Source organism: Providencia sp. 2023EL-00965 (genome assembly GCF_033550225.1).
GTDB lineage: Bacteria > Pseudomonadota > Gammaproteobacteria > Enterobacterales > Enterobacteriaceae > Providencia > Providencia manganoxydans.
Window position 1 is genome coordinate 50,367 of sequence record NZ_JAWUEH010000006.1, and the last position, 15,263, is coordinate 65,629.

The window sequence follows — 15,263 nt, forward strand, 5'->3', positions numbered from 1 at the left end:
ATCAATAAACAAGGAAACTAAGGATTTAACAACGCAGGCACTTTCAACAAGATAAACTCGTTATCATCTGCTTGATTTGGCTCACGGCTAGATGAGAATGGGTAGTTATTGTCGTTGCCAACAATGATGTGTTCATTATCAACAACATCAACGTTTTCGATGGTAAAGAATGGGAAGGTAAACACGCCATTATTTAATGGTTTCTTGGCGACTCCTTCTGGATCTTTAATATTCATTAAATCAATATAAGCTTGCTTATCAACCGATGTACCTTGGTTTTTATCTGAAAACTCAATGCGGTAAACGCGTTTGAATTTAGCTAAATTATTAAAGCAGTTTGTGGTATCCGTAGCACCTTCAGCGCAAGCTTTGTCCGCCGTTCCTTCGCCATTATCACGTTCAATAATCAATCCATGTGTATCATCGATCATATTAAAATCGCCTATCGCATTTTGATTATCTTCGAAAACATATAACCAGCTGCGACCTGTCCACTGTTGGTTTTTAACATCGAATTCAAGAATTCGTGCCGCACGTTTTCCAGCGACATTTTCATAATCCTGTTTTTCTTCATTCCATAAAGCCCCTTCCAGCATCGGATATAACTTGCTGCCATCAGGCGAAGAAGCCATTCCTTCAAAACCTTTTGAACGATTGACTTGGAAACTGACTTTGTCCGCTGGTTTTCCTGGGGTAGTCACTTGATAGTGATCTGGAGAAACCACTTTTTTGCCATCAACTTCAGTTTCAAATAATGCTAATACTTTGCCATCTAGATCCATCTTAATGAGGTATGGGCCAAACTCTTCGCCCACCCACAACGCACCATCTGCAAATTGAAAGCTTTCAGGATCGAAATCACTGCCTGTCAAATAACGCTTATCGCTACTTTCATTAATAATATGAAATGGAATGATTTTATCTGGATCATGGAAGAACACTGTTTTTAGTGGATTCGCTTTACCTGTCTTAAAATCAATATCATATTGCGTTAAGTAAAGCATCGAATCCGGCGAATTCACTTTATTACCATAACCATTATCGGTTAGCACCCAATAGGTACCATCCGCCATACGTTTAATACCTGAGTGCCCTTGCAGCGGCTGACCGTTGATTGGCACACTCATACCTGTTGGGCGATCCGCTGACTTGCCCTCCACTTTGCCTAGCTCATCAACACGATTGCCCGTCGTATACTTGCCGCTAACGTGTAAGTCTTGTGGTGCATCTTTTGGCGCAGGCACCGTAGAATCAACGGCTAAAATAGCATGACCTGCCAGCGTCGCTGGTACTTCTTGCTGAGCATACCCTGTAGTAGAAAAAGCAACTAATGTTGCAAGTAGTGATAAAGAACTGAGTTTTATGGTGCGGTGAGGCTGCATTATTATGTTCCCATTCGTAATGTTTATCATTATTGACGCTGGGATAATAAGCAGGATAAATGACAGTTTCGTGATGGTTTTAAGACGATTATTTGAATGGCTTCTTGTTTATGCAAAAAACAAGAAGCCATAAAGGTTAAATTAACTATTTGGCATTCGACGATGCTGATTACCTGTGCCTAACAAACGTAATCCAAGCCAACTACCACATACAGATAGTAATAGTGCGGCGCACAGTGGCAGTAATAACCACATTGACCATTCAGGTTGCCAAGGGAAATCAAACACTTTAGTTTGCAATAACCATAATGCTACCTCGGCGCCAAATGCAGCCGCTAACCCTGCCATCAAGCCTAATAAAGCAAATTCACTCCATAGAGTACGACGCATCAGCTTTTTGCTTGCCCCCAACGTACGATAAACCACCAATTCACGCTCTCGTTGGCTCATACCCACTTGAATTTGTGCTAATAGCAATAACAAGCCACAGAAGATCACCAATACCACCATCACTTCTAGCGCTTGGCTAACTTGCTGCAAGATTTGCTGAATTTGCGCAATCAATGCACCGGTATCTAACACATTAATGGTTGGATAATTACGGCTTAAATCAGTCAATAATTTGCCATCGCCTTCATAGTGGAAGCTACTCATCCATGTCGCTGGCACATCTTTCAAAGTGCCTTCCGAGAAGATAAAGAAAAAGTTAGGTCGTAGGCTCTCCCAATCAACGGTACGGATACTCGTGACTGTAGCGTTAAATACCTGAGCACCCGCATTAAATGTCAATTTATCGCCAATTTTAATCCCTAGCTCTTTCACCACCGTTTGTTCAATCGACACCTCTCCCTCTTTCGGTGGCCATGTGCCTTGATCTAATACATTGGCTTCAGGAAGCTTAGCTTGCCATGTCAAACTTAGTTCACGACGAACGGTATTATTGTTGGGATCACGCGCATCTGCCCACTCAATCGCTGATGTACCATTAATTTCAGCTAAACGCGCTAACACAACCGGATAAAAAGCGGTCGGTTTCACTTGATGTTGGAGCAACAATTCAGTAACTGGTTTGATCTGACTTTCATTCATATTAATCAGAAAGTAGTTTGGACTATCTGCTGGCAATTGTTGCTGCCACCGATCCAATAAATCCCCTCTGACTAAAATTAATAGCGCTAACAACATAAATGACAGCGAAAAAGCGCTCATTTGAGTGATGGTTTGTAACGGCTGGCGCAGCAAACGACTGACTGACAGACGTAAACTCAGTTGTTTAAACTTAAATTGGCGTAATACCCACAACCCTAACCAACCAATTAGTGCTAATAGAACAGCAACAATCACAATACCAATTAAAATTGACCAGAGCAGTGGATTAACGCCCGCAAACAAAAATAGCCCACCCACCACAATCAAAGTCACAATTGGTAAATAATAACGCAGTGGCCAGATCGGTGAAGCCGCATCCTCACGTAATACGCGTGATGGCTGGGTTGCCATCAATTGGCGATAAGGGCGGATCCCCACAATAATCGCGATCACAAATAACGTACCGATCGCCCATACCCAAGGCCATAAGCTAGCGGATGGCAATGCTTTAGGTAGCATAGCCCCCAATATCTGCATTAAGATACCTTCGAACGCTAGCCCAAGCAGTGAACCTAACAAAGCTGCGGCAATTAATATCACCAACCACTGCCCGATGATCCATTTTTGTAAAGCCGAACGACCTGCTCCCAATGTTTTTAATACCGCTACGAGCTGGTGACGACTACGACAATAATGGCTCATCGAGACCACCACCGCGGCGATCGCTAACAATAAGGTCAATAACACAGACAACAGTAAAAATTGTTGAGCACGCTGGAAGGTTTTACCGACTGCACCACTGTTATCTTTTAACGTATACCATCGCTGATCGGTTCTCAGTTGTTTGTCATATTGCGCCTCAAAGGCATCAATAGTTGCCGTATCTCCCGCAAACATTTCACGATAGGTTAAACGGCTCCCAACCTGTACCGCTCCTGTTGCTTGCGCATCATCAAGGGAAATCAAAACACGAGGTGCAATTTGAAAAGGGTTAAAACCACTGTCAGGCTCTTGAATTAACTGCCCTGCCACTTTTAATGTCGCATCACCAATATCAATCTCATCGCCAACTTTCAGATTAAGCAATTCAAGCAAGCGCGGGGTAACCAAGATCTCCCCTTTAGTTGGGCGAAGGCCTGCCGGCTCAGTGATTAATTCACCGTATAAGGGATAGGCCGCATCGGCGGCTTTAACCAGTACCAATTGCGGTCGTAAGTTTTCATCCGCAGTTGAATAAGCCATTGTCGAGAAGGACATTTGCTGGCTAAGTTTTAATCCATTCTCTTTCGCTTGTTGTAGCCACGTCGCGTCACTAGGCTGAGAAGAGCGTAAAACCAGATCGCCTGCCAGTAACTCACGGCTTTGATAACTCATGCTATTTTCAATGCGGTCACTGATCCGTCCCAGTGCCAAAACACAAGCGACCGCAAGTGTCAGCGCCAACCACACGATCAGTAGTGATGGCGTTCTCCACTCACGCCAAAACCAAGGCCAAATCATGACTCTTCCCTCAATACACCATCAACTAACCGTAAGCGACGCTGACAACGAGCCGCCAATTCATTATCGTGAGTCACAAGGATCAACGTCGTACCGTGTTCTTTATTCATTGCAAATAATAAATCCGCAATTTTATCCCCTGTGTGACGATCAAGATTACCTGTGGGCTCATCAGCAAACAGTATTTGTGGTCGACCATTGAATGCCCTAGCCAGTGCAACACGCTGCTGTTCACCGCCGGAAAGTTGCGCGGGCATATGTTTTAAACGGCTTCCAAGCCCCAACTCCGCTAATAAATTGGCGGCTTGTTGATGACTGGTTGATTCAGATTCACCACGTAATAAAGCGGGTAATTGCACATTTTCTAATGCATTCAATGTGGGTATCAACATAAAAGATTGGAAGACAAAACCAACACTTTGTGCACGCAAAAAAGCACGTTGCTCTTCATTCATCTGAGTGAGTTCTTGGCCTAGTAAACTCACGCTACCACTAGTGCCGTCATCTAAACCGGCGATAATACCTAATAAGGTCGATTTCCCTGAACCTGATTCGCCGATTAAAGCAATTGTTTGACCGGACTCGACAATTAGCTCAACACCTTGCAATATAGTGAGTTCATGTTCACCCTGACCAACACGTTTAACGAGATGATGAACTTCAAGAATATTTTCCGCCGACATTTACTGGTATTTCTCCTGTTATTTGTCGCGAGTGGTCAAACACTCGCAGCCACAAAACTATTGATCCTTGGTGACAGCCTAAGTGCTGGCTATCGTTTACCGGCAGAGCAGGCATGGGCCTCATTACTCGCCGAACGCTGGCAGAAATTGTCACCGCCCATTGCCGTAGTTAACGGCAGTATCAGTGGTAACACCTCTGCACAAGGGCTAGAGCGTCTTCCTGCTTTACTTGAACAACACAAACCTGACTGGGTATTGATCGAATTAGGCGCCAATGACGGTTTGCAAGGGTTATCTGTCGAGCAAATGGAGAACACCTTACAACAAATTATTCAACAAATAACCCAAACAGGCGCTAAACCGCTTTTAATGCAAATTCGCATACCGCCAAACTACGGTAAACGCTACACTTCCAGTTTTGAAAAGGTCTACTCAACATTGGCAGAAAAAAATGCCATTCCATTGCTCCCTTTTTATATGGAAGAAATCATTACTCGGCCTGAATGGATCCAGCAAGATGGTATTCATCCAACCGTAGAAGCCCAACCAACAATTGCGGATTTTATGGAAACACAACTTAAGCCTTACCTTGTGCCATCAGCAAAATAATTGGCGATTTTTTGGGGTATACTCTAAATAATTCAAGATACGGCTAGGCGACAAATAAATACGTTGCAAATAACATAGCAACGATGCCACTGGCGCGAGTGAACCAAGTCACTATATATTCACGAGAAACGCTGCAACTTGAAGTATGACGAGTATAGTAAAGCAATTTTTATCTCAATCAGCACCTAAAGGTAGGTAAAGTTATGCAAAAATCGGTCTTTATCACCGGTGCATCCAGCGGTATTGGCTTTTGTGCCGCACAAACACTTCATCAGCGTGGTTACCATGTTATCGTCGCTTGTCGTAAAGAGAGCGATGTTTTACGTCTAAAAGAGCTTGGGTTCGACACGGTAGCACTCGATGTTGATGATAAACATAGCATAGATCGTGCTGCCGATGAGGTGCTCGCATTATGTCATGGGCGACTTTTCGGATTATTCAATAATGCAGGTTTTGGGGTTTATGGTGAGCTAAATAGCATCAGTCGAGAGCAGTTAGAGGGGCAATTTTCCACTAACTTTTTTGGCGTCCATCAATTAACCTTAAAATTACTGCCAGCCATGCTACAACATCATGAAGGGCGTATTATCCAAACCAGTTCAGTGATGGGGATCATTTCGACCCCAGGCCGTGGTGCCTATGCCGCCAGCAAATATGCTTTAGAGGCGTGGTCAGATGCACTACGTTTAGAACTCAAAGGTACGGGAATTCATGTTAGTTTAATCGAACCGGGGCCAATCCATACCCGTTTTACCCATAACGTTGCTCAAACTCAGCAAGACAAACCGGTTAAAAACCCCGGTATCGCCGAGCGCTTTACCTTAACGCCTGAACATGTCGTCGCAAAATTAGTTCATGCCTTAGAAAGCCCTCGCCCACGCATTCGTTATTCAGTGACACTATTAACCGTTGCTGTACGGTTTTTAAAACGGCTGCTCCCTGACTGCCTAATGGATAAAATACTGGCAGGCCAAGGCAAAAAGGCTTGAAAAAAAACAATCTAGCCCCACCTTTAGAGTATTAAATAATTATTTAAAAGAGACCAATTATGCAAGCTTTTGCCCAAATCGTAGATGTTAATGAACAAAACCTACACCAAGTCGTAGAACAGTCAATGAACATGCCAGTCATGTTCTACTTCTGGTCAGCTCAAAGCCCCCACTGCCAAGAGTTTGGTGCGACACTGGATAAAATTGCTAACGACTACGCGGGCTTATTTATGTTAGCGCGTGTTAACTGCGATGAAGAACAAAATGTTGCTGCGCAATTTGGCCTTAGAGCTATCCCAACGGTTTATATTTTACAAGAAGGCCGCCCCGTCGATGGTTTCCAAGGACCGCAACCGGAAGATGTGGTACTGGAAATGCTATCACGTGTATTGCCGAGCCCAGAGGAACTGAAAGCAGCACAAGCCGCTGAATTAATCGCAGAAGGCAAACTTCAAGAAGCCCTACCACTGCTTAAAGAAGCTCATCAGCTAAATCAAAAAAACAGTGATATCACTTTCCTACTCGCCGAAACACAGATCGGCCTAGGACAAGTTGATGATGCAGAAAAAACGTTGTCGGTGGTCCCTATGCAAGACCAAGACAGCCGTTATCAAGGGTTAGTTGCACAAATCGAGCTATCACGCCAAGCCGCTGATACACCTGAAATTCAACAATTACAGCAACAGTTCACAGAAACACCAGAAAATACCACCCTTGCCGTGCAATTAGCGCTAAAATTACATGAAGTGAACCGCAATGAAGAAGCATTAGACATTTTATTCAGCTTCTTGAAAAAAGACCTTGGTGCCGGAGATGGTGCTGTGAAAAAAACCATGATGGATATCATGTCGGCGATGGGGACAGGGGATGCTGTAGCCAGTAAATACCGTCGTCAAATGTATTCATTACTTTACTAATTAAGGGTTAACAATGGACTTGTTCGCGTTTGGTGCGATACCAATTATTATTTTTATTGCTATCGTTATTGTTTTTACTTGTGTAAAAACCGTACCACAAGGCTATCAATGGACAGTTGAGCGTTTCGGTCGCTATACCCGCACGTTGCAACCTGGGTTACATATTCTAGTTCCCTTTATGGATAGGATCGGCCGCCGTATCAATATGATGGAGCAAGTCCTTGATATTCCTTCACAAGAAGTTATCTCTCGCGATAATGCTAACGTGACTATTGATGCGGTATGCTTTATTCAAGTCGTCGATCCTGTACGTGCTGCATACGAGGTCAGTAACCTTGAGCTATCTGTTCTCAATCTGACTATGACCAATATCCGTACCGTACTCGGTTCAATGGAACTGGACGAAATGCTCTCACAGCGTGACTCGATTAACTCACGCCTTTTGCATATTGTGGATGATGCAACCAACCCTTGGGGCGTTAAGATCACCCGTATCGAAATCCGTGATGTGAAGCCGCCAAAAGAGTTGATTAATGCCATGAACGCCCAGATGAAAGCTGAGCGTACTAAGCGTGCCGATATCCTTGAAGCAGAAGGTATCCGTCAAGCTGCGATCCTCAAAGCTGAAGGGGAAAAACAGTCACAAATTTTGCGCGCTGAAGGGGATAGGCAGTCTGCTTTCTTACAAGCAGAAGCACGTGAAAGAGCCGCAGAAGCCGAAGCAAAAGCCACACAAATGGTTTCTGAAGCCATTGCTGCTGGAGATATGCAAGCAATCAACTACTTTGTTGCTCAAAAGTATACGGATGCATTAACCAGTATTGGTTCTGCTGAAAACAGTAAAGTGATCATGATGCCACTCGAAGCAAGTAACCTTATGGGCGCGATTGGTGGGATCACGGAACTTATCAGTGAGAGCAAAAAAGTTAGCGCAGATAAGAAGCAGGTCAAACCATGATAGAGCTAATCAGTGCCCAACCGGCATGGTTTTGGCTATGCCTTGGTGGTTTATTGCTGATTGCTGAATTATTGGGTACAGGTGGTTACTTGTTATGGTCGGGGGTCGCTGCGGTTGCCGTGGCGATCATCGCATTGGTGTTACCGTTTATTGGTTGGGAATGGCAAGGTATTTTGTTTGCCATCTTAACGATTGTTTCTGCTGTATTGTGGCGTAAGTGGCTCAGCCTACGCAAGAACCCACAAGCTGATGATGTTAACCAAAAAAGCCATCAGCTTATTGGTCGCAAAGTGCGTTTAATTTCTGATACCGATGAAGGTTTTAGTCGCGTCAAACTTGCCGATGGCAGTTGGCGCGCCTACAGTGAAATAGCACTAAAAGCAGGCACTGAGGTGGTGATCACCTCAGTTGATGGTATTACACTGCATGTTAAGCCTTCTCATGATGGCAACAGCCTCGAGCCAAGTGATCAATAATCGGGCAATCTGCCCCTTCGTCACCGGGGCAGGCATCCGCTAAGCTTTGCAGCGTCTCTTTGATAGCCGATAATTTAGTGATTGTCTGCTCCAACTCACTAATTTTTGCCATCGTAGCATTTTTAACATCTGCACTATGCCTTGCAGGATTACGGAATAGCCCTAATAGTTCGCCGCACTCTTCTAAAGTAAAGCCAACGTCTTTTGCCTGCTTCAATAAGCTCAATTCATCAACATGCCGTTCTTGATAATAGCGGTAACTATTTTCACCGCGCTCAGGTGGTGTGATTAAACCTTTGTCTTCATAAAAACGGATCGCCTTTGCGGTAAGCCCCGTTTTTTTAGCAATTTCACTAATATTCATATTTCCCTTGACCTTACCCTTGTGGGAGGGTTTAACCTTCTCTACATATCGAGATCCATTAGATTCTGCCATGATAATCAAAAAGACAGGATCCGTCATGAGTTAAGGAGAATTTCACTTATGAGTAGCAAAATCATTCTCTCCCTGCAAGGATTAAGTTGCATGCACTGTGTCGGCACAGTCACCAAAGCACTTGAGGCTCGTACCGACATTCATCAATTTAAAGTCACGATTGAGTATGCCGTCATTGATAGTGACGCCCCTGTACAATCATTAATTGAAACCATTGAAGACGCTGGCTATCAAGCCAAAGTGGCTGAACAACCAGATACTGTCTTGCAACTTTCAGGTCTGACTTGCATGAAATGTGCAGCAAAAACTCAACAAGCTCTCGAAGCGGTTGATGGCGTAGCAACAGCAATTGTCGATACACAGCAAGCGAAAGTTTATGGTACAGCCACGGTTGATGCCTTGATCAGCGCTGTCGAACAAGCCGGCTACAAAGCCAGTATTGAACAGCCGAATACACAGGTTTTAGCACTTTCTGGGTTAAACTGCATGAAATGCGCAGAAAAAACCCGTTTAGCGCTGGAAGCTGTCGCTGGTGTAGAGCAAGCGGATGTGAATACCACCACAGCGACTGTTCGTGGTACTGCTTCGGCTGAAGCATTAATTGCCGCGGTTGTGGCGGCTGGCTACCAAGCAACGTTAAGCCAAGAAGAGAATGCTTCCCCAAAAACTGAGCCGTTGACTACACCCATTGAGCAGCCGGAAACTGACTCAGCGGCAATCTGTGATATTCCGGCTCAACAAGCAGATTTAGGTGAACAACCTGAAATATCCCCTTCAGATGACAGCGTTCAACTCTTATTAGACGGCATGACCTGTGCAAGTTGTGTCAATAAAGTACAAAAAGCACTCAGTAGCGTACCGGGGGTTGAAAACGCGCGCGTTAACCTTGCTGAACGCAGTGCTTTAGTCACGGGAACTGCCCAACCAGCCGCATTGATTGCGGCTGTAGAAAAAGCAGGTTATGGCGCTGAGATTATTCAAGATGAAACTGAGCGACGTGAACGTCAGCAACAAGTTGCTGATGCCAATATGCGCCGTTTTCGTTGGCAATCTGCACTCGCCCTCGCGTTAGGGATCCCCGTGATGATTTGGGGAATGATGGGCGACAATATGATGCTCAGCCCACAAAATCATTCTATTTGGCTAACCATTGGTGTTTTAACGTTAGCTGTCATGATATTTGCAGGCGGCCACTTCTATAAAAATGCGTGGCAAAGCCTAAAAAATGGCAGTGCAACTATGGATACCTTAGTTGCCTTAGGGACCGGTGCGGCATGGCTTTACTCCATTGTAGTCAACTTATGGCCTGATATATTCCCTGAGCAAGCACGCCATCTTTATTATGAAGCCAGTGCGATGATTATCGGTCTAATCAACCTTGGTCATGCGCTTGAGCAACGGGCTCGCCAGCGTTCATCAAAAGCACTTGAAAGACTACTTGATCTCACACCACCTACCGCTCGTGTTGTCACTGAACAAGGTGAAGTTGACATGCCTCTTGAGCAAGTGAAACAAGGCATGGTATTACGCCTAGCAACTGGCGATCGCGTACCGGTTGATGGTGAAATCATCGAAGGTGAAGTCTGGCTAGATGAAGCCATGCTCACAGGCGAGCCTATTCCGCAACAAAAAAGCAAAGGCGATCAGGTTCATGCAGGTACTGTCGTTCAAGATGGCACAGTTCTATTTAAAGCAGCGGCAGTCGGCAGCCAAACTACACTTGCACGGATTATTCATCTCGTTCGCCAAGCACAAAGTAGTAAACCGCAAATTGGCCAACTGGCTGATCGTATTTCAGCCATATTTGTCCCAGTTGTCGTGGCAATTGCGATTATTTCAGGATTGATTTGGTATTTTGTCGGCCCTGCTCCACAAATTACCTACGCCTTAGTGATCACCACAACCGTTCTGATCATTGCTTGTCCATGTGCTCTTGGTTTGGCCACCCCAATGTCGATCATTTCAGGGGTTGGGCGTGCGGCTGAGTTTGGTGTATTGGTACGTGATGCCGATGCCTTGCAACAAGCCAGTGAATTAGACACCATTGTGTTTGATAAAACAGGCACATTAACCGAAGGCATGCCTCAAGTTACCGACATTCACACATTCAATGATTTTTCACAAGATGAAGCCTTACAACTGGCAGCCTCACTGGAAAGTGGCTCTAATCACCCATTAGCGAGAGCGATAGTGGGTCGTGCGAAAGACTTAACCATTCCAGCCAGTGAACAATTTAGAACTTTAGCAGGCCTTGGGGTTAGTGCGGTGGTTAATGGTAAAACCGTTTTGCTCGGCAACCAAAAATTGTTAACGCAAAATGATATTGATACCAGTGCCATTGAAGAGACATTACATCAACAAGCCTCGATGGGGGTTACCCCAGTATTGTTAGCCGTTGACGGTAAAATTGCCGCATTACTGTCTATCCGAGATCCTCTGCGTGAAGACAGTGTGAGCGCACTGGCTCGCCTACACAAACAAGGCTTCCGTTTAGTGATGTTAACTGGCGATAATCCAGTCACCGCTAAAGCAATTGCCAAAGAAGCGGGTATTGATGAAGTGATCGCAGGTGTGATGCCTGATGGTAAATCCGCCGCTATCGAAGCACTACAAGCAAAAGGCCATAAAGTGGCAATGGTCGGAGATGGTATCAACGATGCCCCTGCACTCGCCCGCGCCGATGTAGGGATCGCGATGGGCGGCGGTAGTGATATTGCGATTGAAACGGCATCAATTACCTTAATGCGCCAAAGCTTACACGGTGTTGCTGATGCAGTTGCGATTTCAAAAGGTACACTGCGTAATATGAAACAGAACCTATTCGGTGCCTTTGTATATAACACATTAGGTATCCCAATTGCAGCTGGGATCTTATACCCCCTCACAGGGACTTTATTAAACCCAGTCGTGGCAGGTGCGGCGATGGCATTATCATCGATTACCGTAGTCACTAACGCAAACCGGTTACTACGATTTAAACCAAAACAAGATTAGTTGATCACCAAAAGACCCGAGCAATCGGGTCTTAGGTTGCTGACGAAGCGGGATAAAAGCGGGATTTTTCCCGCTCCGTGTTATCAGCCGAAAATCAATAAATCGATTTTCCTCGTTTATTTCAGAACCCCTAACGACTGCCGCCAAACATGATATGTTTGACAACAGTCTGAGACCCGAGCAATCGGGTCTTTTTTTATCAAATGCATAGCCAATATTAAGAGCAAAACAACTCAGTGATTTAACGTCATATCAATTTTGACGACAAAATAGTACAAAGTGAGTCGAAAATTGTGTCAAGATTGTTTAACCTAATGGATTAATGTTGAAATATGGGGAAGAACCATGGTTAAGCTGCTAGAAAATTTAAAAAATTGGCTTCATATGGAAGCGGCGCCGGCCTACCCTTACCCCGCTATCGACGTACGATTATCGAAAAAATTAAAATTACATATTGTTGGTAGCATCCATATGGGTACGGACAATATGTTCCCGCTGTCAGAAATCCTCTTGGATAAACTAAACTGCGCTGATGCATTGATTGTTGAAGCCGATATTACGGATACACGTACTCCCTTCACACAAGACGAAGACTTACGTGAGCCAGTACAGCAACGCTTAACTACTGATGAATACAGCCTATTCACCCATTACTGCCAAGAAATTCATCAAGATCCTGCACAATTTGATACGTTACCTTCATGGCAAATCGCGTTGATCCTACAAGCGACGCAAGCTCAAGGACTCGGCCTACGTGGACAATATGGTATTGATTATCAGCTATTACGTAACGCACAATCACAGCAAAAAAACATTATTGAGCTTGAAGGCACAGATTCCCAAATTGAGCTACTGTTAAAGCTGCCTCAAGAAGGCTTGCCTTTGTTGCAAGATACGCTAGAACATTGGCGTACCAATGCCCGTTCATTACAAACCATGATCAGCTGGTGGCTTGATTATCAGCCTGAGAACAACATCACATTACCTAAAACATTTAGTGATGATGTTTATCAGGTACTTATGTCACAACGTAATCAAGACTGGAGCGCAAGGTTAAAAGCATTGCCTGATGGCAACTATGTCGTTGCAGTTGGCGCTTTACATTTATTTGGTGATGGTAGCTTAATCGATTATCTACGCAATTGAATACAAATAGGTATAACAATGACTCCAGCAGTTAAATTATTAGAAAAACAAAAGATTAACTTTACTCTTCATCCTTATGATCATGATCCAAGCGAGCACAATTTTGGTGATGAGGCTGTCAATAAATTAGGTCTAGATGCTAAACAAGTATTCAAAACGCTACTTGTGGCACTTAATGGCGATCAAAAAAGCCTTGCTGTTGCTGTTACCCCTGTTTCAGGGCAGTTGGATCTAAAATTAGTGGCTAAAGTCTTTAACGTTAAGAAAGTTGAAATGGCAGATCCACAAATCGCGCAAAAAGTAACAGGATATTTAATCGGTGGTATTAGTCCATTAGGTCAAAAAAAGCGTCTACCAACAGTGATTGATAGCCAAGCACAGCAATTTGCAACCATGTTTATTTCAGGTGGGAAACGAGGGCTAGATATTGAATTAGCGCCGACTGATTTAGCTAATGTGTTAAATGCTAAATTTGCTGACATAAAAAAAGAGTGATAAGCGCTCATTTTCTATCATTCTGCCTATCACCATAGTTTGACAACTATTAAAAAATGACTTGTTAAGCAATATCGCGCAAGTCATTTCACCTACTTAATTATATTAATAATAAGATTAAAGTTAACCTAAGTTATTTATTACAACCATAATAAAGTTATACTAAAATTATTTAAAGCCCATTAATAACATATGGAATATTACAAAATAACTTGCATAAAAAAATAAAAAAACCATATTTATAGAGATAAAACAAGAATTTTCCGCCCAACAACCCTCTTATTAAGTTATAAATTTAATCCAACTTAGATTTAAAGAGGAATAATATTTTATCAAATATCACTATTTTTATTTAATGGAGAAAATATGCATTCCGTTGGAATTACAGCACTCGCCGTTCATTTACCTGAAGGACTGCGAACTAATTCATGGTGGGATAATAAGCCTATTCCCTATTATGGCATGACGCCTCCCCCAACATTAACGAATAAAAAATATTATGCTTATGATAAGGCAATGGAGCCTTATATCACAGACCCTTTTTTAGGCAGTATTGAACGTAGAGTTGTTTATAATAATGAAACATCTGTATCACTAGGTGTCAAGGCAGCAGCCAAGGCTCTACAGGCTGCAAATCTATCCGCTAATGAGATTGATGGCTTAATCGCAGTATCTATGTATCCTGATCGGCTTGGTTTTGGGGATGCCGCACTAATAGCAGAAAAACTTGGCATAGGAGGAGGAGCATTTAACATTGAAGCATCGTGTAATGGCGCAATGTCTGCATTACTCACCGCGTGTGGATTAGTTAAATCAGGAATTAAAAGTAAAGTATTAGTTGTTACAACCACACTATTTTCTCGCATTATAGATGACGATAAAGCTTTACGTTTTGTCAGCGACCTATCCACGGCTTTTATCATCGGAACCGTCGAAAATGGTTTTGGGCTGCTAGGTTCTGATTCTTTACATCTAGGTCAAACCAGTGGTAATTGGTCTATAGATATAATAGAGGATCAGTCGTTACCTATTAATCAACGAATGAGGTTGCGTCCTTCACGCTTATATGCACAAGTGATACGCACCACAGCAGAACAATATCTCACACACACGGTAAAAGGAGCCTTATGCCAAGCAAAACTTTCAATTGGTGAAATTGACTGTGTTGCATTAAGTACCACCACCGCTTGGCATGCTGAATTTTCGGCTAACGTTTTAGGCATAGATAAAACTCGTGTGATTAATACCTACCCTCAAATTGCTTATGCAGGATTATCCACGGTACCTTTCAACCTCTATACTGCCGCTTCACAACAAATGATTAAACCGGGTGAAATTATTTTACTGTATGGCTATGGCGGACAAACAGAAGCCTCGGCAGCTATTTTTCGTTGGAATGATATAAGCCTAGGCCCACCGCCAGATGACGCTACGATAATTAATCAGAATTGATAGAGATATTTACAATAAACATTCACTCATATTTTATTTATTACTATCATCTTATTAATATTAGCGTTAGACACTCTAGCGCTTTCTTCATCTATTTATAATAAAAATAACACATCAATATTAATGATGTTATTATA

General features: G+C 43.4%; 13 protein-coding genes. 9 read left to right on the forward strand and 4 right to left on the reverse strand.

Annotation, left to right across the window (positions count from 1 at the left end; all coding sequences use genetic code 11):
• Nucleotides 1-17: 17 nt before the first annotated feature.
• From SC428_RS09560 to ybbA, 3 genes are all read right to left on the reverse strand, one after another.
• Entirely contained in the window at nt 18-1,382 is a 1,365-nt protein-coding gene (locus SC428_RS09560) for an esterase-like activity of phytase family protein (RefSeq protein ID WP_070925141.1), read from the reverse strand.
• Nucleotides 1,383-1,523: 141 nt separating this feature from the next.
• Nucleotides 1,524-3,971, reverse strand: coding sequence for a putative ABC transporter permease subunit YbbP (ybbP, locus tag SC428_RS09565; protein ID WP_318707293.1), 2,448 nt, complete (start codon nt 3,969-3,971; stop codon nt 1,524-1,526).
• Complete coding sequence (gene ybbA / locus SC428_RS09570; protein WP_070925143.1) at nt 3,968-4,654, reverse strand: putative ABC transporter ATP-binding protein YbbA; 687 nt, start codon at nt 4,652-4,654, stop codon at nt 3,968-3,970. Before ybbA ends, ybbP begins: the two co-directional genes overlap by 4 nt.
• Between ybbA and tesA the strand changes: the two genes are divergently transcribed.
• The 5 genes from tesA (at nt 4,622) to SC428_RS09595 (ending at nt 8,603) form a co-directional block, all read left to right on the forward strand.
• Nucleotides 4,622-5,263: a multifunctional acyl-CoA thioesterase I/protease I/lysophospholipase L1 gene (gene tesA, locus SC428_RS09575; protein WP_140181711.1), complete on the forward strand. Its 642-nt coding sequence runs from the start codon at nt 4,622-4,624 to the stop codon at nt 5,261-5,263. The genes ybbA and tesA overlap by 33 nt on opposite strands.
• Before the next feature lie 203 nt (nt 5,264-5,466).
• The gene (locus SC428_RS09580) at nt 5,467-6,252 is read left to right on the forward strand and encodes an SDR family oxidoreductase (RefSeq protein ID WP_140181713.1); all 786 of its coding nucleotides are present in this window, start codon (nt 5,467-5,469) and stop codon (nt 6,250-6,252) included.
• A gap of 59 nt (nt 6,253-6,311) precedes the next feature.
• Complete coding sequence (locus tag SC428_RS09585; protein ID WP_318707297.1) at nt 6,312-7,169, forward strand: co-chaperone YbbN; 858 nt, start codon at nt 6,312-6,314, stop codon at nt 7,167-7,169.
• Nucleotides 7,170-7,182: 13 nt separating this feature from the next.
• Nucleotides 7,183-8,127, forward strand: a complete 945-nt coding sequence (locus SC428_RS09590; protein ID WP_070925145.1) for an SPFH domain-containing protein — start codon at nt 7,183-7,185, stop codon at nt 8,125-8,127.
• Entirely contained in the window at nt 8,124-8,603 is a 480-nt protein-coding gene (locus SC428_RS09595) for an NfeD family protein (protein WP_140181718.1), read from the forward strand. Before SC428_RS09590 ends, SC428_RS09595 begins: the two co-directional genes overlap by 4 nt.
• Here SC428_RS09595 and cueR read toward each other — a convergent pair.
• Entirely contained in the window at nt 8,557-8,967 is a 411-nt protein-coding gene (gene cueR, locus SC428_RS09600) for a Cu(I)-responsive transcriptional regulator (RefSeq protein WP_070925146.1), read from the reverse strand. The genes SC428_RS09595 and cueR overlap by 47 nt on opposite strands.
• A gap of 120 nt (nt 8,968-9,087) precedes the next feature.
• On the opposite strand from cueR, the gene copA reads away from it, so the two are divergent.
• The 4 genes from copA to SC428_RS09620 all read left to right on the forward strand — a co-directional run bounded on the left by copA (nt 9,088) and on the right by SC428_RS09620 (nt 15,126).
• Complete coding sequence (gene copA, locus SC428_RS09605) at nt 9,088-12,033, forward strand: copper-exporting P-type ATPase CopA (RefSeq protein ID WP_318707301.1); 2,946 nt, start codon at nt 9,088-9,090, stop codon at nt 12,031-12,033.
• A 345-nt stretch (nt 12,034-12,378) separates the two neighbouring features.
• Complete coding sequence (locus tag SC428_RS09610) at nt 12,379-13,179, forward strand: TraB/GumN family protein (RefSeq protein ID WP_318707303.1); 801 nt, start codon at nt 12,379-12,381, stop codon at nt 13,177-13,179.
• 18 nt (nt 13,180-13,197) lie between these two features.
• A complete protein-coding gene (ybaK, locus tag SC428_RS09615; RefSeq protein ID WP_140181726.1) occupies nt 13,198-13,674 on the forward strand; it encodes a Cys-tRNA(Pro)/Cys-tRNA(Cys) deacylase YbaK in 477 nt (158 codons plus the stop codon).
• Nucleotides 13,675-14,040: 366 nt separating this feature from the next.
• On the forward strand, nt 14,041-15,126 hold the full coding sequence (locus SC428_RS09620; protein WP_140185796.1) for a 3-oxoacyl-ACP synthase III family protein: 1,086 nt from the start codon (nt 14,041-14,043) through the stop codon (nt 15,124-15,126).
• Nucleotides 15,127-15,263: the final 137 nt, after the last annotated feature.